Here is a 20,634-nt window from a genome sequence, read left to right on the forward strand (position 1 = left end):
TAAAAATTAATTTCTATCCAATCAGATCTCCCGGATTATTATAGGAGTCTCCAGACACTAAACCTAGCTCACCTTTTTCGTTTTCAGCCATTAATAACATTCCCTCAGAAACAACTCCACGAATTTTTCTTGGAGGCAAATTCATCAAAACAGTCACCTGTTTATTAACAATTTCTTCCGGGCTAAATTGTTGAGCAATACCTGAAACAATGGTTCTAATATCTAATCCGGTATCAACTTTTAACTTCAGCAACTTATCTGCTTTTTTGACTTTTTCCGCTTCCAGTACTTTACCGATTCGCACATCCATTTTCAAAAAGTCATCAAAAGAGATATTTTCTTTTTGTGATAAAACCTCTTTTTTTTGTGACTCTTTTTCCTTTTCAGCTTTTCGCACATTCAACTTTTCCACCTGCTTTTCGATCAACTCATCCTCGATTTTTGAAAATAACAATCCAGGCTTTTGAAATTGTGCTCCTGCCGGTAACAAATCAGATTTTCCTGCAACGTTCCAGTTTTTATTTTCTTGATTCAAGAACGTATTTAGCTTATCACTGGTATGTGGTAAAAATGGTCTTAAAACAATGGCTAGATTCGCTACAATTTGATTCGAAACATGCAAGATGGTCTCTACTCGTTTCGGATCCGTTTTAGCTAATTTCCATGGCTCAGTATCCGCTAAATATTTATTTCCTAATCTTGCCAAATACATCGCAGCACTCAATGCTTCACGATATTTATGCGCTTTGATTTTTTCCGCGATTTTAACCGGAATTTCAGCCATTTCATTGAGCACTTGCTGATCAACTTCGGTCAACTCTCCCAACTCCGGCATTACACCACCATAGTATTTATTCGTCAATACCAATGAACGATTCACAAAGTTTCCTAAAATGGCAACCAGCTCATTATTCACTCTGGCCTGATAGTCTTTCCAGGTAAATTCACTATCCTTATTCTCAGGTGCAATGGAGGTCAAAACATACCTCAATTCATCTTCTTTGCCTTCAAATTCAGAAATATACTCATGTAACCACACGGCCCACTCCCTGGAAGTTGAAATTTTATCTCCTTCCAAATTCAAGAACTCATTGGCAGGTACATTATACGGTAAATTTAAGTTACCATGTGCTTTTAGTAGAATTGGGAAAATAATTGCATGGAATACAATATTATCCTTAGCGATAAAGTGAGTTAGATGTGTATTTTCATCCTTCACCCAGTAATCTTCCCAATTTTTATTCTTGTCTTTCGCCCACTGTTTGGTTGCGGAAATATAACCAATAGGTGCATCTAACCACACATACAACACTTTGCCGTCCGCATCTTTTAACGGTACTGGAACTCCCCAATCTAAATCTCTGGTCATTGCTCTGGCTCCCAAACCTCCATCAATCCAACTCATGCACTGTCCCAACACCTGATTTCTCCATTCGGCTGGAACATGTTGTTCTTCCCCGTCTAATTTTCCGGTTTTAATCCATTCTTTCAACCACTCCTCATCACGATTCATTGGCAAATACCAATGTTTGGTCGTTTTCATTTTGGGAGTCTTCCCGGATAAAGTGGATTTTGGATCAATCAACTCAGTTGGACTTAATGCCGTACCACACTTCTCACATTGATCTCCGTAAGCATTTTCATTTCCACATTTAGGACATGTTCCAGTCACATAACGATCAGCTAGAAACTGATTAAATTCCTCATCATAAAACTGTTCCGACTCTTCAACTTCAAAAACATCATTCTCCACTAATTTCAAAAAGAATTCTGAGGCAGTTTCATGATGCAATTCAGAAGAAGTTCTGTGATATATATCAAAATCAATCCCAAAATCAGCAAATGCTTTTTTATTGATATCATGATATTTATCTACAATTTCCTGCGGAGTAATCCCTTCTTTTTTGGCCCGTAAAGTAATTGCTGCACCATGCTCGTCCGATCCACAAACAAATACTACATCCTCCTCATTCATTCTTAAAAACTTCACATAGATATCTGCTGGCAAATAAGCCCCGGCAATATGCCCAATATGTAATGGTCCGTTTGCATAAGGTAATGCGGAAGTAACTAAATGTCTTTTTGGATTTGAAGTCATGACAGCTTTAATATTTAGCGCGCAAATATAGTTTGATTCTCTATGATTTCACATAGAATCAAGCCGTACATTCAATCAGAGATCAACTAAAAAACACTTTCTTTTAAATTATAGAGCTTTTCTGCAGTTTCCCAAAGCGATTTCCTGTGATTTGGATGGGCCATATATATTAAGCATTTTAATTTTACACCTAACGTAAGAAAAGTAAAATTAACTTGTCTAAATTACTATATATTTTTCTACATTTGTAAACACATTAGTCTATGTATAAGATTAATGTTTAAACTCTATAAATAACACTTTTTATTAATTCTAAATTCAAGTAAATCTCATGAAAAATTTATTCTTGATCTTCTTGTTTTGTGCTTCTATTTTTATGGTGAATGCACAAATAACTAAAACAATTACTCCTTATCAAGTAAAAACAGGCTCTCATACTAAAAATCTAACCACAGGCAATTATAGCTGGCTGTATTCAACTACCGAATTAAAAGCGGGTTTTATCGGGAACGATCTAAATACCGAATATTCTAGAAAAGCTTTAGCATACTTCGATCTAGGCAATTTAAACGTAGGGGATTTGACCCAGGTGAAACTCAAATTTAAAATGAATAAAATCCAATACGCACCTGGTGATCAATCCAATGCAAATATTGGTATTGTGTCTTTTCCATATATATGTACAGCTTCTAATGGTCCTGACGTTCACAATTGGTTTAACAATTCACCTTTTTATTTAAAGGAAGTTAGCACCAACGTTACTTCAGCCTCCTCACCAGCGGCTTTTACAATCACCATTCCAGGAACTTACACATCTCCATCTGGAGCTACATACACCATAGACCTAACCACTCTGGGATCTGCAAATAACAATCAGTTCACCATTGGTTTCACCTGTTCTCAAACTATGGCTTGCACAAGAGTTGCCGAATTCACTGATGTAAAAATAGAAATCACACATTGTGGTGCACTTGGCAATATATCTGGTTTAACTTCATCAACAGGTACGAATTCTGTACAGCTATCCTGGAATTCTGTTAATCATGCCTCTTCATATGAAATTTATGATTGCTCCGGAAATCTAATAGGAACAACTACATCAACATCATACACACATTCAAACCTTTCTCCAGGAACCAGCTATCAATATAAGGTTAAACCTGTAAATGGATGTAATCCATCAAACCTGTCTAATTGTATTACTGCGGTTACCAAACTATCCACTCCTAGTAATCTGACCATCAACACCAATTCTAATTCAAGTGTAACTCTTAATTGGAATTCATCAAGTGGAGCCAATTACTATCAAATATATAGTTGCTCAGGAACCCAAATTGCAAATAATGTAACGGGTACATCCAAAACAATCAACAATCTTCAATCAGGTGTTAGTCACTCATTTAAAATAAGAGCGGTAAAAAGTTCTACAAATGTATATTCTACGTATTCCTCTTGCAAAACCGTCACACTTGCACCTTCAACTCCTGTAAATATCTCAGCAAATCCAACTTCACATAATTCTGTTCAATTAAGTTGGAGCCCAAGTATCGGAGCAAATTCATATAAGATTTACAATTGTAATGGCACGCTTATAGGTACCTCAAACACCAATAACTACACACATAACGGACTAACTCAATTAACAACATATACCTATAGAATTAAAGCTTTTAATTCTGGAGGAGGGTCTCCTAATTCTAACTGTGTATCTACATTGACTCCGATTGCTACTCCAACAGGGCTCACATCTATTGATGTTGATGAAGACTTTGTAGAACTTGAATGGAACCCTGTATCTGGCGCTTCATATTATGAAATTTATAATTGTAACGGGAATCTAATTCAATCTAACATCAATGCAACTTCAACTTTTGTTTCTAATCTTACTTCTGGAAACTATTATTCCTTCAAAGTAAGAGCTATTGGAAGTGGAAGCACTTCATTCTTATCTTCATGCTATGGCGTATACACCTTAACAAAATCCGCAGTAGTATCTGTAACAACCGTTTCTCAATCTGAGTTAGCGCTAAATTGGAGTCCTATCAATGGAGCAATTCTGTACAGGATCTATAACTGTAATAATAATTTCATTGCCTCTACTACATCAACCAGCTACAACGCTACTAATCTTAATTCTTCAACTCAATATGGCTACATAGTCAAATCGGTTAATGGAGACAATGTAGAAACTTCTGCAAATTGTGTTACAGGAATAACGAGAACAGCTACACCTACAGGTTTTTACGTTGAAATAGTTAATTCATCAAAACTAAAACTACACTGGGACATGCATCAAAATGCCCAGACCATCGAAATATTTGATTGCAATGGAAATTTTATTGACTATCAAGATGGCGATGAAGATGCTATGAATATAACAAACCTTACTTCCGGAACAAATTATAGTTTTAAAATTAGAGCAGGAGCAAGTAGTTCAGCTGGAGGAGCATCTGCTTTTACATCATGCATCACTAAAGCCCCAGTTCCTAAGACACCTACCAACTTTACCATAACACCAATTTCGAGCAAAAAACTACACTTACAATGGAATCCTTCTTATGGCGAAACGGGAATTGTCAGTTACCATATCTACGATTGTAATGGAAACTTGATAGATTACACTATAGATGAAACAACCTATGAAATGAATGGTCTCAAAGAAGGAAAATATTACGAATATTATGTAGTGGCTCGAGTGGGCAATGGAAACTCTGCCCCAACAAACTGCGTTGGTAATTACACTTTGCCAGACAAACCTAAACTATATGTAGATGATATAAGCTCAAACTCGGCAGAGCTTAGTGTTGAAGCAAACGGGATATATAACCTCATCGAAATATATGATTGCAACGGAAACTTTGTTAAAACCCAAATATATCAGGATGAAGTGATTCAAAATTTAAATTCATCACAAGCATATCATTTTAAGGCCAGAGTTGCTAATGGTGGTGGTTGGTCTGAATTTTCTGACTGTGTTTCATTCTCTACAACATCCGTTGCCCCTCCAAAAAACACAAACGATATGCCTCAATATAAAAAGGCTTCAGACTCCCAAAACTCTAAAGTTGATAATAATACTTTACAGGTGTACCCTAACCCAATTAATGGTGGAGCTATCTATTTCAATAAAGTAATAAACGCTTCTATATATGATTCTCACGGGAAACTTATCAAAACAGTTACCAATGCAAGTTTTCTGAATATAGATTCATTGCAAAATGGCATCTACATTATCCGATCAGAAAATGGAGAGGTAGTCAAAATAGTAAAACAATAGTTTAGCTTCTCGGTAGCTTTTCTTTCATTTAGAAAAGCTACCGAGAAATTATTTCATTGTTTAACCCTACCTAAAAAACACTTTCTTTTAAATTATAGAGCTTTTCTGCAATTTCCCAAAGCGATTTCCTGTGATTTGGGTGAGCAATGTTGATTAATGCTTTAATCCGTTGGTAAATATTCTTCCCAAACAGATTGGCCACCCCCCATTCGGTCACCACATAATGTACATGCGCTCTGGTAGTCACTACTCCAGCACCCTCTTGTAAAGTTGGTACAATTCGGCTTATCCCCTTATGTGTTTGCGAAGGCAATGCAATGATGGGCTTTCCACCCTCGGACAATGCCGCACCTCTGATATAGTCCATTTGTCCCCCTACACCGGAATACATTTTTGTTCCAATACTATCGGCACAAACCTGTCCGGTGATATCTACCTCAATCGCACTATTAATGGCTACAACTTTTGGGTTTTGACGAATATTTGAAACATCATTTACCCATTCGGCATCAGCCATAAAAAACATAGGGTTATCATCTATGAAATCATATAATTTCTTTGATCCCAAGGCAAATCCACATGTGATTTTTCCCTGATGTGTTTTTTTATTTTTTCCATTGATCACACCTCTTTGCACCAGATCCACAATTCCATCAGAAATCATCTCCGAATGGATCCCCAAATTTCGATGGTGCTTTAATTGAGATAAAGCAGCATCCGGGATTGCACCAATTCCCATTTGCAAGGTAGAACCATCTTCTATCATTTCCGCAATGTACTTCCCAATCTGTACTTCTGCTTCGGTAGGGACAGATTTTCCGTGTGAAGGTAATGGTGTATCCACCTCCACAAAACTATCCAGTTTAGATATGTGAATGACTCCATCTCCATGAGACCTTGGCATTTGCTTATTGATTTGCGCAATGACATATTTCGCTGAGTCTACTGCAGCTCTGGTCGCCTCCACCGAAACACCTAAGGAACAAAACCCATGACGATCGGGAGGCGAAACTGAAATCAAGGCCACATCAATCTTCATAATCTTTCTTCTAAACATCAACGGCACTTCACTTAAAAAGATCGGCACATAGGATGCGTTCCCTTGTGATTGCGTTGGCTTTCTCAAATTTGGGCCTACAAACAGCGAATTCACGTGAAAGCTCTCACTATATTTTTTATGGGCATAAGGTGCTTTACCTTCAATGTGAAGGTGCACGATTTCAACAGCACGCAGTTCATCCGCTCTATCGGTTAATGCGTTTATTAATTCCTGTGGAGCCGCAGCTGCGGTATGGATGTATATTCGGTCGTTAGATTTTACAATCTTTAAAGCTTCTTGAGGGGATACTGGTGTATACATGATTATCGATTTTACGCAGCTAAATTATAAAGAAGCTTTACCCTAAATCCTGATAAAAAATGTGTTTTAAATATGATCTTAGTACATTTTACAAATCGATGATTTATTCCAAACCGTCTAAATTTTATTCTTCAGGAAATCGTTTAAGGTCTTCATCAATAAAATTCCATTCCGGAGTATACAGATCCACCCAACCCTCTAAATGATACCATGGGCTTATTCCTGGATCCGCAGGATTTTCTAATATTTGAATCTCTTGTGCTGGCATATAGCTCTGTGCTAACATAAACATCTTTTCACCTTGATCATTCTCTACCATATCAACCACAATTACCGCATGACCTGGTGATCCTCCCTGAATAAACACATCTCCGATCTGCATGTTTTCAATTTTAACCGGAATCAATTCTTTAGATAAGGATAGCGTACCTGCATACATATAAATCTGCTCTTTATATCGTTTAAAATCATTAGGCGTATTAGACGGAGCGGCAGATTGTTTCCAATACGTTTTATTCCTCTGAACCACTATCCTCTTTCCTTTAATGTATTCAGAATAATCTACCCGAAAACCATTGGTAAAATTGAAATGGATATCTTCATATCGTTTTTGAGCATACAAATAATCCGCTCTTAATCGCATCACGGCATCGGCACATTGATGCAAATCTTTTCTACCTATTGGTAAGTCGACCACTGCAACATACACTTCATCATTTGGCTTTACATCACCATTATAATACAGCACTTTTGATCCAATGGGCTTAAGCTGTAAATGCCTTAAATAATGAGCGAAAGAGTTTCGATCTAAATATTTTCGCTGATAACCTTCAGGAGGAGCAAACCTATCCGGAATCTTCTCAATCAATCTCTTTGAATACTCAAAATCACTCAAACCACCACTCGACCATGAGTCACTTACCAACAAAATGCCTGCAATAAAGATTACGAATACAACTATGACCTGATTTACATTTTTCACGATACTATTAACTCATAATCTGATATCTTATTTCACAACTGATCAGTTTTTATGGCATTCATAACTTTCTTTACAACCTCTATTTTAAAAGCCATTACATTTGTCTTTTTTCAAACCGCACGCATGAAATCTAGATTTTTCATTCTTCTTTTTTTATGGTCTCTCGTTGGCTATTCTTTTGCTAATAATACCATTAATGTGGATTCCTTAAAAGCAGAACTCCAACAAACAACTAATGATTCGATCAAATACGATATCTGTGTTGATCTGGGTATCCATTATGAATACATTGATTTCTCTATTGCCAAACAATACTACGATCAATCCAAAGAAATTGCGCTAGCCAATAAATGGTATAAAAAAGTAGGTGACAGCTACTTTAATAAAAGCTTTTATTACCATTATTCTCTTCAATCCGACACCGCTTTTCAAATGCTTGATGAAGCCCTTAAATGGTATATAAAAGCCGATCACCAAATAGGAGTCTTGAGTTATTATTTTACTGTGGGGACTTATCAAATGAATCTCGAAGAATTTGACAGTGCCACCGTCTATTTAGAAAAAGCAGTAGCTTACGGAGACACTGCTGCTTTAAATGACTCCATTTATCTGGATAAATCCTATAATAACCTGGGCCTTCTTTATCAATACCGAGGCTTTTTAGATTTGGCCATCGAAAATTTTATCGTTGCAGCCAAATTAAGAGAAGAAAGAAACAGCCCTGATATTTTCAGTACCTACATTAATTTAGGATTAAGCTATAGCTCTACTAATCAAAAAGAAGAATCTATTCTCTACTATAAAAAGGCTTTAAAAATAACCCATGAACGAAAAGACCTATCTTCAGAATCCCTATGTCTTAATAATATCGGAGAAGTATATTCAACCGATTCTAATTCAACTTATGTAGATAGTGCATTTTATTATTATGATCAGGCCTACACTATTTTCGAAACCCTTGGAGATTCTAATTCAATGGCGCGATCACATAATTCCAAAGCAGCTATTTACCAAAGACAACATAAATACGATCGTGCCATTCAGGAATATGAAAAAGCACTTGATATGATCCCTTCAAATGGACTAAAAAGATTACAAATATCTGTAATCAACAACTACACAACCTTAAGACTTGAACTTCCTAACAACACTAAAAAGGATTATCGAGAAATAATCCAGTTGGCCGAAAAATCTTATCGTTTATCCAAAGAAACAGGCCTGATCCAGAATAGAAGTATTGCCGCTATGATTTTGTTTCAGGCGTATTCAGAAAACAAACAATTTGAAAAAGCCTACCCTTTTGGTGCAGAGCATATTGAATTGAGTGATTCACTCAAAAACCAAGCAAGAACAGACGCTTTGGTGGAACAACAAACCAAATTTGAAACGGAGAAAAAAGAACTGGAAATTGATCTACTGAACAAAGAAAATGAATTGATTTCTAGTCAAATTAAACAAAACAACATTGTCAATTCCAAACAACAACTCATCATCTATCTACTCGTTGGCGGAGTCATCACCATTGCCATATTCTTAAGCATTACATTGAGATTTTACCGCACACAACAAAAATCAAACGAAGAACTTGAAAAGAGTAATAAAACCATCTTAAAGCAGAAAGAAGAAAAGGATGTGCTGCTTAAAGAAATTCATCACCGGGTTAAAAACAACCTGCAAATCATTTGGAGCTTATTAGACCTACAATCCAACAGTATAAAGGATGCTTATGTTAAAGAAGCCATTAACGATGGTAAAAACAGGGTAAACTCTATGGCCACCATCCACCAAATGTTGTATCAAAATGATGATGCCGGAAATATTTCATTTGAAGAATACATCCGTAAACTCACCCAACAAATTCTAAGCACACATAGTCACGCTAAAAATATCGATCTCGATATTCAAATTCCAAAAGATTTAAAATTTGATATTGATACATCTATTCCATTGGGACTCATTGTAACAGAACTATTTACCAACTCATTAAAATACGGGACAGATTCTAAAAATGGTCGTATTTCGATTACTCTTAAACATCAAAACAATGACCATTACACCCTACTCATTAAAGACAATGGTTCTGGTCTACCTGAAGGCTTTGAGATCAAAAAATCCAAAAGTTTAGGGCTTAGATTAGTGAAAAACTTATGCAAACAGATCAAGGGAGAATTCCTGATACAAAATGACCATGGTGCAGAGTTTATGATTAATTTTAGAGGCACTTTTTTCAATCTGGGGCAACATGAATAAAGTTAAAATTTTGATCGTTGAGGATGAGATGGTTATCGCCATGAATCTGGTTTCTATTCTGGAAGATTTAGGATACGATGTCCTTGATCCGGCTAATTCTTATGACGAAGCAGTGGATGCTTTGAAAGAGGAACAGCCCGACATTGCATTATTAGATATTCAACTGGATGGGGATAAAGATGGAATTGATTTTGCCAGATATATCAATCAACATCAAGAAATTCCTTTTATTTATCTGACCTCGAATGCAGACTCAAGAACATTAAATCAGGCTAAAGAAACTTCTCCATCTTCCTATCTGGTTAAACCGTTCAATCAGGATGATTTATTCACCTCGATTGAAATTGCCCTGCATAACTTTAGAGATAAACAAAACGGGGATAAAGAAGATAAAAATGTGGTAATCAAAGATTCCATCTTTGTGAAAAACAAAAACATGTTTTACAAAGTGAAATTTGATGATATTCTATTCGTAAAAAGCGACCATGTATACCTTGAAATTTATACTGCAAAAAACAAAAAACACCTGCTTCGAGGAAGTTTAACCGCATTTGCCGAACGACTTCCTAAAAACTTCTTCAGAACTCATCGAAGTTACTTAATCAATCTGGATTATCTGGAAGCTATTAACTCCATTCACGTCATTATCAATGATATTCAGGTACCCATTGGAAAAACATACAGAAACGACCTCATGGAAAGTATCCAACTGGAATAGTTTCAATTATTTATCATTTTCTTAACCTGTAAATCCTCCTTTTGCTTTTCAGAACATAATTCATGTCGTTCATAACATTTGTTATGGTACACCTTTATGCTCACCCTTCTTTTGCTCCAATTTAAAGAGTCAATCTCACCAAATTTCAAACAAAATTCAAAGGGGCATGAAGAATTTTTTTACTGTTAAATCGTATTCATTTTTAGCCTTGATCGCCATTTTGGCCATCAGTCTTTTTTCAAATTCCACGGCATATACACAAACGTTAGCCAGTCCATATGTGGTTACCACATTTCCGGCCACTATATCCAGTATCAACACCGCTGGTGGAGAAACCGCAACGGGTATGCAAGGAGCTTGTTTTACACTACCATGCTGTTCTATTAATGTATTTAAAGTGACATTACCAGCAAATGGCGTGCTTCGTGTGGAGATGAGCAATTTCAATTTTTTAGCAGGAAGTATCATTGCTTATCGCTCACTCGTTGCAAATCCAACGAGCTATTCTGACCTGCAGTACATTTCAGGCTCACCGGGAAACTTTTGCGGATTTAGAGATACCCTACAACTGGGTCGTGCATTTACAGATAACTGGGATAATATTCCATATGGCGGCACACCAACTCAATACAGTGGGATTACATCGGTATATGACTTTAATAACCCATCATCTTTAGCAGGATATTATCCTGCGGGAGATTATTACCTCCTGGTATTTAATGAAAACCAGCAAACCTCTCAGGGACTTGGGGGATTAACAGATTTAACGTTTGAATTTGCTGAAGCATGTGCACCATTGACCGCACCAACTGCTCTAAATTTTGATACGTTAGAATACAATTCTGAATCAGATACCGTAAGTTTTTATGTAAAAAACCAAAGAACACTTGATGTAGACATCGATACTTCTAATATTAGTATCACAGGTACAAACGCCTCTGAGTTTATCTTTTTACCAGTTTCCGATACTTCATTAGCCGTTGGCGACTCCTTGCAATTTCAAGTTGTTTTCACCCCTACATCGGGAGGAGCCAGAACAGCATCCATTGAAATTCCTTTTTCTGATACCAGTTGTTCCACAACATCTGAAATATTATTAAATGGATATGGCGCACAACCTGAAATTGTCTTACTGGGAAATAGTATTAACATTACTAACAACGACCTGACACCATCTACTTCGAACTTCACCAATATGGGACCGGTAGTTACCAATACCGGGTCGGTCACCAAACTTTTTCAAATCACAAATACGGGTTCAGATACACTTACTTTGACTAACAACCCTATTGTTACTTTATCCGGAAATAGCCAATTTATCATCAGTAGTCAACCTGCTTCTTCTGTTCTACCCGGTGATACTACCAGCTTCGAAATCACTTTCACTCCTACCGTTGATGGAACCGTAACCACAGATATATCCATTGCAAATAATGATCTGGACGAATCCACATTTACATTTAGAATCGAAGCAACCGGAGCTGAACGAAATGGCTTACACTTTGACGGCTCAAATGATTATGTCAACATTAACACTGTAGCTGATGACATGGCTGGGATCAACACCTGGACCATTGAATCATGGATCAAAGCGGATCCTTCCCAAACTGGAAACGATCATATCATGGCTGTGAACACCACAGGAACCGGCACCATTTTTCTTTTCAGATTAGATGATGGTTTTTTAGATTTCTATGATGGATCAACTGCCTTCGAAGTAGGTCCTGATTTAAGAGATGACACATGGCACCACGTTGCTGCGACCTATGACAATGGACAATTAAGCTTATTTATTGATGGTATTCCTCAAGGATCATTTAATACCGGAACAATCAGTTTTGCAAGCAACAATAGATGGAGTTTAGGACAGGAATATGATGGAAGTTCCAGAAGTGAGTATTTCAAAGGAGCACTAAACGAAGTTAGGATTTGGAAAACAGTTAAAACTACACAAGAAATCGCTGATGGTCGTTATTGTGAAATTCAAAATCCGGCTTCAAACACTAACCTAACAGGTTATTATACTTTTAACCAGGGTGTATCCGGAGGATCAAATACCAGCATCAATGCAATCACTGATGCATCTGGTTATACAAACGATGGAACTCCAAACAACTTTGCATTAACAGGCACCACTTCAAACTTTATTGCAGCCACTAATGTAGGGGTAAACTGTAACTCTGTACGTATTGCCTTATGTGATATTGATTCTTATTCTGTTCCTGGAGGAAATACCTACACATCATCTGGTGTATATATCGACACATTAACAAATAGTATGGGTGGTGATAGCATTGTATATACGGATCTATCTATTCGATACTTCCAAATCACTCAGGATCATATTAATGATACGACCGTATGTGACACCATAAAAGAATTTGCGCAAACATCTTACACTCCATTCGCACGATTTGAAAATACAGACAATGACTGGGTAGAAATAAATGGTGCGGTAGATAGTCTGGTAAATACCAATCGATCCGTATTCTTATGGATGCGTGAAGCTGATCAAATTTCCGGGAGTGCGGACGTACTTGTTGGTATTAATACGAGCGGGACTGCAACTGTATGTAACTTAGGAATTGCTACTAATGAGCAGCTTTGGATTTATGATGGTGGAAATAACCGTTACTCAGGCGTTGTAGTTACCGATGGTCAATGGCACTTTGTAGGTTATACTTATGATGAAGCTTCCAATCAAACTCAGTTTTGGGTGGATGGAGTCGCAGCCAATTCATTTACAAATGGTCAATCCATAAGTGCCACAAGCCGAATCTCATTAGGACAGGAATTTGACGGATCATCCCCAAGTAATTTCTATGATGGTGATATGGCTGAAGTTACTATTTGGAATGAGGTTCTGGATGCTACGGATATTGCATTGCTAATGGAATCATCTGTTCAGACTTCTCATCCAAAATACAATAAACTAAAGGCTTACTATCCAATGATCAGCGAATGTAACAACACTGATCTTACCTTAAAAGATTTTGGCCCGCACGCTTACAATGGAACCATGACAGCAAATGATATCATTATCACCGATACATTAGCCAATCTTACAGACCACAATGCCGCACCTTTATATAGTAAATCATGGATTAGAAATGGCTCACAAATCTCCACATCTGATTCTCTATTCTTGACTAATGCTATCCAGGGCGGCACATATGGTTTAAACCTTTCACTGGATTACTTTAACGTGTCAGATTCTTGGGTCACTACAGTGAATCCGGCTTGTCAGGGACTTTTTGCATCGGTAGTTGTAGATGCTCATGTAAGCTGTAATGGTTTGTCTGATGGAGGAGCAACCATTACAGGAATCAATGGAACAGCGCCTTATACATTTGCCTGGAGCAATGGCGCAACCTCAGCAAGCATCACTAGTCTTTCAGCTGGAACATATACAGTAACCGTTACAGATGGATTAGGAGACACGAGTTCTACTTCGATTTCAATTACAGAACCTACTGTTCTGAATGCAAATCCAATCATCACTTCAAACATTAGTACTTCGGGAGCATCAGATGGCGTGGCATCAGCAACACCTCAAGGGGGAACAGCACCTTTTACTTATTTATGGAGCAATGGTGCTACAACAGCAAGCATCTCCAGTCTTTCGGCTGGCACTTATACTGTGACCGTAACAGACGCTAATGGCTGTGTAAACAGTGGATCTGTCAACTTTATTGCTCCGGTTGCTCCTGCACCAGGGGTTATTGTTATTACAGAGATTAACTACAATCCACCTGAGTCAGGTAGCGATTCAACGGAATATATAGAAATACACAATACCAGTTCGGCACCAGTGAATCTTCTAGGATGTAAATTTACGAGTGGCGTAGTTTATACCTTCCCTAATATTTCGATCAATGCCGGAGGATATCTGGTTATTGCTACAGATTCGGTAGCATTAAACAATAGATTTGGAATACATGCCTACCAATGGAGTTCCGGAGGTTTAAGCAATGGGGGAGAACCTATTGCCATCAAAGATCCTTCTAATAACTTAATTGACTCCTTAAGATATGATGATGTTGCTCCATGGCCTACGAGTCCAGATGGAAACGGAACAACATTAGTGCTATGTAACCCAAGCGCTGATAATACAGATGGAACAAATTGGAGTGCATCGACAACTATTCTTTCTGGAGTCATTGTTAATAGTAAACAAGTATATGGATCTCCTGGTATAGCTGATGATGTTTGCTCAGGAATTATTGCTTCCGCAACAGCAAATTCCAACGTTAGTTGTAACGGTTTATCTAATGGTGCTGCTATGGCTTCCGCAACCGGAGGAACAACACCTTACACGTATTCCTGGAATACCGGAGCAACCACAGCTTCAATTACTGGAATTTCTGCAGGAACATATTCTGTTACTGTTACCGATAATATGGGCTCTACTGACTCCACTTCTATAACTATTACCGAACCATCTGCACTTATATCTTCGGCAACTATTACAAGTGCTATTGATTGTAATGGTGCTACAAATGGACAAACTACCGCATCAGCCACAGGGGGAACAGCACCTTATACTTATACATGGAATACTGGCACTTCGACAAGCTCAGTGACCAGTTTGGGAGCAGGTACTTATTCTGTTACTGTTTCAGATCAAAATGGATGTACCGACTCTTCATCCATATCTTTAACGCAACCATCAGGATTATCAATTTCAGCGACTAGTGGAACCGATAGTATTGATATTTCAATAGCTGGAGGAACTACCCCATACAACTTTATCTGGAGTAATGGAGCTACAATAGAAGATTTAAACAATATACCAAGCGGTACCTATACTGTAACCATAACTGATGGAAATGGATGTACAGATACGCATACTGAAAATGTTGTAAATCCAGCAGAGTATTTTGTTACCACATGGAAAACAGATAATCCAGGTGTGTCTGATAGCACTTCCATCAATATATACACCCAAAGTGGCTTTTCTTACAACTACGATGTGGACTGGAATGGTGATGGAGTATTTGACGAATTCGGTATAACGGGAGATGTGACTCACGATTATGGAGTAGCCGGGACTTATACCGTAAAGATCAAAGGAGATTTTCCCTCGATCTACTTCTTTAATACTTCACGAGATAATGAAAAACTAATGTCCGTTGAACAGTGGGGAAACATTACATGGGCTAGCATGAATCGGGCACTACGTGGTTGTGTAAATGTAGTAATCAATGCCACTGATGCACCGGATTTATCTAACGTACAAGACATGAGTTACATGTTCCTGGAAGCATCAAGCGTATCCTCCGATATGGACCATTGGGATGTAAGTAATGTAACCAACATGACTGGAATGTTCCAAAAGGCCACAGCTTTTAACGGAAACATCACCACTTGGGCAGTAGACTCTGTGACTAACATGAATTCGATGTTCAAGAATGCTTCCGCTTTCAATGGCAACATCAGCACCTGGACAGTAGATTCTGTAACAGATATGCGTAGTATGTTCCGTGAGGCAACTGCGTTTAACCAAAACATTGGTGGATGGAATGTGGGTTCCGTTGTTAACATGGAATTCATGTTTTACAATGCTGATGCCTTCACACAGGACATCAGCAGCTGGGATGTTTCTGCTGTGACCAATATGCGATTCATGTTCGCTTTGACAAATAATTTCAACCAGAACATTAACAGTTGGAATGTGGGTGCAGTTAGTAATTTGAGCGCTATGTTTCGAGATGCCACTGCCTTTAATCAGCCACTTAACTCATGGGATGTTAGTTCGGCTACTAATATGCAGTCGATGTTTCAGGGCAGTGCTTTTAATCAGAATATCTCGAACTGGGATGTAGACTCCGTTGAAAACATGTCGTTCATGTTTTACAATAACACCGCGTTTAACCAACCGCTAGATACGTGGAATACAAGTTCAGTGACGAACATGAAAAGCATGTTCCATAATTCGGAATCCTTCAACCAAGATCTAAACTCGTGGGATGTTAGTTCGGTCACCAACATGGAGCAAATGTTTGATCGCTGTGATGTTTTTAATGGGAACATAAGTAATTGGGATGTTAGTTCGGTCACCAATATGAGCTCCATGTTCCGATCATGTTATGTTTTCAATAGCAACATCAGCGGATGGGACGTAGGTTCAGTGACCAATATGATTGCGATGTTTAATCAAGCTAATAACTTTGATCAAAACCTAGGAAGCTGGGATGTTGATTCGCTAGCTACTCCTAATCTGATGTTCCTTGGCGCAGAATTATCTATAGACAACTACGACAGTTTATTGATAGGATGGGTTTCACAGAACGTGCAATTTGGCAAACATTTCCACGGAGGTTATTCCAAATACTGCGCAGGTGATTCTGCACGACAGGAACTGATTAACACATTTGGATGGACTATCACTGACGGTGGTAAATCCTGTCCACCATCTGTATCCATTTCTGCAACCAACACATCATGTAATAATGTTTCTGACGGTACCGCCTCTGCCTCTGCCTCAGGAGGAACCGCGCCATATAATTACTTGTGGAATACCGGAGCAACCAACGCAACCATTAATGGATTAGCTGCCGGAATCTATTCTGTAACAATCACAGATAATAGTGGGATCACCGATTCAGCTTCTGTTACGATCACACAGCCTACCGCTCTGGTATCAATTGTAGTGGTGGATTCTAATACTACTTGTAACGGATTATCTGATGGTGGTGCTACAGCTGCTGCCACCGGAGGAACTGGACCATACACTTATACATGGAGTAATGGAGCCACTAATGCTTCTATCACTGGTGTAACTGCTGACACTTATTCTGTGACTCTTACAGATGCAAACGGATGTACAGATTCAACTTCTGTTACCATATCTGAACCTGCTTTATTAGTAACTACAGCCGTAGTTGATTCCAACATTACTTGCAATGGATTATCAAATGGCGGAGCTACTGCTGCTGCAAATGGTGGAAGCAATCCATATGCATATACATGGTCTAACGGAGCTACAAATGCTTCCATTACCGGTGTCATTGCAGGAACATATTCTATTACTATTACAGACAATAAAGGCTGTACGGATTCAACCTCTATTTCTATTACCGAACCAGCCTTATTAGTGGCTACAACTGCAGTGGATTCGAATATCTCATGTCATGGACTAACCGATGGTGGCACCACAGTTTCTGCAACCGGAGGAACTGGCCCATATACATATACCTGGTCAAATGGTGCGACAAATGCATCAATTAACGGAGTACCAATGGGTACATATTCAGTAACCGTTACAGATCACAATGGCTGTACGGATTCTTCCTCTGTAAATATCACAGAACCTGCTCTTTTGGTTTCAACCTCAGTGGTTGACTCTAATATTTCTTGTAATGGATCATCAGATGGTGGTGCTACAGCTACTGCTAATGGGGGATCTTCTTCTTACACGTATTCCTGGTCAAATGCAACTCACAACACATCAATAACCGGAGTACCAACAGGCACCTATTCTGTTACAGTTACTGATCTCAACGGTTGTATGGATTCAAGTTCTGTAATCATTACCGAACCTACACCATTGGTCACTACAACTGTTGTTGATAGTAATACCACGTGTAGTAGCAATATGGACGGTGGAGCCACGGCTTCCGCTACTGGAGGAACCAGTGCGTATTCATATAGCTGGAATAATTCTGCAATTACCGCTTCCATTACAGGAGTAGCTGCAAGTACCTATACCGTAACCATTACAGATGCGAATGGATGTTCCGATGTAAATACTATTCACATTATTGTTGAAGACACCATTCGCCCTGTCGTGCTAACGCAAAACATTGATGCTTATTTAGATATGAATGGAAATTCAACCATTTCGACAGCTGATATTGACAACGGATCGAGTGATGCATGTGGTATCCAATCTATGCAACTAGATATTACTTCATTTGATTGTAGCAATCTAGGCTCAAACACCGTTGAATTATTGGTGACAGATGTCAATGGAAATAGTGATTCTACAACGGCAATTGTCACAGTAATTGATTCTTTGGCTCCAACAATAAACGGACAAAATATCAACGCATACCTCAACTCAAGCGGACAAGTATCAATTACCGCCTCAGACATCGACAACGGGTCCGTAGATAACTGTGGAATCGCTTCAACAACCATTTCAACATCTAACTTCACATGTGCAGAAATCGGCTCTAATAATGTGGACCTCATTGTTGAGGATGTAAATGGAAACATAGATACTGCGACTTACGTAGTCACTGTTTTAGACACTGTAAGTCCAGTAGTCAACACTTCGAATACAACAGTTTATTTAGATGCCTTGGGACAAGCTTCTATTACCGTTGCTGATATTAACAACAACTCCACCGATAACTGCGGTATTCAAACAATGACCTTAGACAGCGTCAACTTTGATTGTTCAGAAGTTGGTATTAATACAGTTGTTTTGACGGTATCTGATGTGAATGGGAATTCATCCACTCAATCTGCAACCGTGACTGTGGCAGATACCAATAGTCCAACTGCAATTGCACAAGACTACACCGCGTATTTGGATGCCAATGGATCTATTACCATTAGCGTAAATGATATCGATAACGGCTCTTCTGACAACTGTGGTATTCTGTCTATGACACTAGATCAATACACATTTACATGTGCAGACACAGGTACAAACACAGTTATTCTGGAAGTAAATGATGTCAATGGAAATAGTTACACCGCTTCTGCTGTGGTTACCGTAATCGATACTTTAAAACCAACCGTAACTTCACAAGATATCAATGTCTATCTGGATGCGAATGGTCAGGTATCCATATCCACCTCTGATATTGATAATGGATCAACGGATAATTGCACGATTCAAAACATGACACTTGACAATTCATCATTCGATTGTAGCGCTGTTGGTGTGAATACTGTTATTTTATCTGTAACAGATGTAAATGGAAATACGGATACAGCATCTGCAACTGTAACCGTGATTGATTCTATTTCCCCGGCTGTTTCGACACAAGACATTACTGTTTATCTCGATGCCACCGGAATTTCTAATATTTCTACTTCAGATATTGATAACGGATCAACGGATAATTGCGCGATTCAATCTCAATCGTTAGACATCAGCACATTTAATTGTAGTGATCTGGGTACAAATACCGTGACTTTATCTGTTACAGACGTAAACGGAAATACTAATACACAAACTGCAGTGGTAACCGTAATGGATTCTATCACTCCTAAAATCACATGTCCGACAGACTTTTCTAATTGTGGTCCTGAAATCACCGTAGATGATCCTGTTGTTAGTGACAATTGTAATATCACTTTACAACTTGTTTCAGGTATTCCTTCTGGTGAAACATTCCCAGTAGGAAAAACAACAAACACTTATGAAGTAATAGATGTTTCTGGAAACAAAGCAACGTGTAGTGTAGATATAACTCGATTCCCACAACCTGTGGTAACTGTAAGAGCAGATTCTACTGTATACTACGAGCAGAGTCTAACACTTTATTCTCAATCTGAGTTTGTAGTGGAATACCAATGGAGCCCGAGTATTTATCTGAACAGTTCAACAAGTCAGCAACCAATTTGTACTCCTCAAGAAACGACCGAGTATACACTGATCGGAAAAAGTGCGGATGGCTGCTATAGTGAACCAAAATCAGTATATATCACAGTATATCCGGGAGGAGAACTTCTCATTCCAAATACCTTCTCACCAAATGGTGATGGTTACAACGATTATTTTGAAATCCCTGGAATCGCATTCTTACCGGAAATGAGAATGACCATTTTCAACAGAAATGGAGAAATTCTGTATCAGAAAAAAGGTTATCAAAATGACTGGGATGGAACATCAAACGGGAAAGTACTTCCAGTAGCTACATACTACTATGTCATCGACTTAGGTAACAATCAAGAACCTATTAAGGGGGACATCACCATTATTAAATAGTGT

At 38.3% G+C, this 20,634-nt stretch carries 7 protein-coding genes; 4 read left to right on the top strand and 3 right to left on the bottom strand.

Translation table 11 applies throughout. The features are described 5' to 3' along the window. Positions 1 to 13 precede the first annotated feature (13 nt). Entirely contained in the window at positions 14 to 2,098 is a 2,085-nt protein-coding gene (gene metG / locus KFE94_06520; GenBank protein ID UTW67760.1) for a methionine--tRNA ligase, read from the bottom strand. 331 nt (positions 2,099 to 2,429) lie between these two features. On the opposite strand from metG, the gene KFE94_06525 reads away from it, so the two are divergent. Then, on the top strand, positions 2,430 to 5,375 hold the full coding sequence (locus tag KFE94_06525) for a fibronectin type III domain-containing protein (GenBank protein UTW67761.1): 2,946 nt from the start codon (positions 2,430 to 2,432) through the stop codon (positions 5,373 to 5,375). A gap of 70 nt (positions 5,376 to 5,445) precedes the next feature. Here KFE94_06525 and KFE94_06530 read toward each other — a convergent pair whose 3' ends face one another. Together KFE94_06530 and KFE94_06535 are read right to left on the bottom strand one after the other, a co-directional pair. Then, positions 5,446 to 6,735 (bottom strand): acetyl-CoA hydrolase/transferase family protein, encoded by a 1,290-nt coding sequence (locus KFE94_06530; GenBank protein ID UTW67762.1) that lies wholly within the window; start codon positions 6,733 to 6,735, stop codon positions 5,446 to 5,448. A 124-nt stretch (positions 6,736 to 6,859) separates the two neighbouring features. Beyond that, complete coding sequence (locus tag KFE94_06535) at positions 6,860 to 7,717, bottom strand: DUF4846 domain-containing protein (GenBank protein ID UTW67763.1); 858 nt, start codon at positions 7,715 to 7,717, stop codon at positions 6,860 to 6,862. A gap of 123 nt (positions 7,718 to 7,840) precedes the next feature. On the opposite strand from KFE94_06535, the gene KFE94_06540 reads away from it, so the two are divergent. The 3 genes from KFE94_06540 to KFE94_06550 all read left to right on the top strand — a co-directional run bounded on the left by KFE94_06540 (position 7,841) and on the right by KFE94_06550 (position 20,631). Further along, positions 7,841 to 9,967, top strand: a complete 2,127-nt coding sequence (locus KFE94_06540; protein ID UTW67764.1) for a tetratricopeptide repeat protein — start codon at positions 7,841 to 7,843, stop codon at positions 9,965 to 9,967. Beyond that, positions 9,960 to 10,685 carry a response regulator gene (locus KFE94_06545; GenBank protein ID UTW67765.1) on the top strand — a complete coding sequence of 242 codons (726 nt, stop codon included), beginning with the start codon at positions 9,960 to 9,962 and terminating at the stop codon, positions 10,683 to 10,685. The genes KFE94_06540 and KFE94_06545 overlap by 8 nt, the downstream gene beginning before the upstream one ends. Positions 10,686 to 10,851: 166 nt before the next feature. After that, positions 10,852 to 20,631 carry a BspA family leucine-rich repeat surface protein gene (locus tag KFE94_06550; protein UTW67766.1) on the top strand — a complete coding sequence of 3,260 codons (9,780 nt, stop codon included), beginning with the start codon at positions 10,852 to 10,854 and terminating at the stop codon, positions 20,629 to 20,631. The last annotated feature ends 3 nt before the right edge of the window (positions 20,632 to 20,634 follow it).

Source organism: bacterium SCSIO 12643, from assembly GCA_024398135.1.
Taxonomy (GTDB): Bacteria; Bacteroidota; Bacteroidia; order Flavobacteriales_G; family Salibacteraceae; genus CAJXZP01.

Bases quoted from the DNA above. Each gene is read 5' to 3' on its own strand.
- KFE94_06550 (UTW67766.1), top strand. From the start codon at position 10,852: ATGAAGAATTTTTTTACTGTTAAATCGTATTCATTTTTAGCCTTGATC.
- metG (UTW67760.1), bottom strand. From the start codon at position 2,098: ATGACTTCAAATCCAAAAAGACATTTAGTTACTTCCGCATTACCTTAT.
- KFE94_06525 (UTW67761.1), top strand. From the start codon at position 2,430: ATGAAAAATTTATTCTTGATCTTCTTGTTTTGTGCTTCTATTTTTATG.
- KFE94_06530 (UTW67762.1), bottom strand. From the start codon at position 6,735: ATGTATACACCAGTATCCCCTCAAGAAGCTTTAAAGATTGTAAAATCT.
- KFE94_06545 (UTW67765.1), top strand. From the start codon at position 9,960: ATGAATAAAGTTAAAATTTTGATCGTTGAGGATGAGATGGTTATCGCC.
- KFE94_06540 (UTW67764.1), top strand. From the start codon at position 7,841: ATGAAATCTAGATTTTTCATTCTTCTTTTTTTATGGTCTCTCGTTGGC.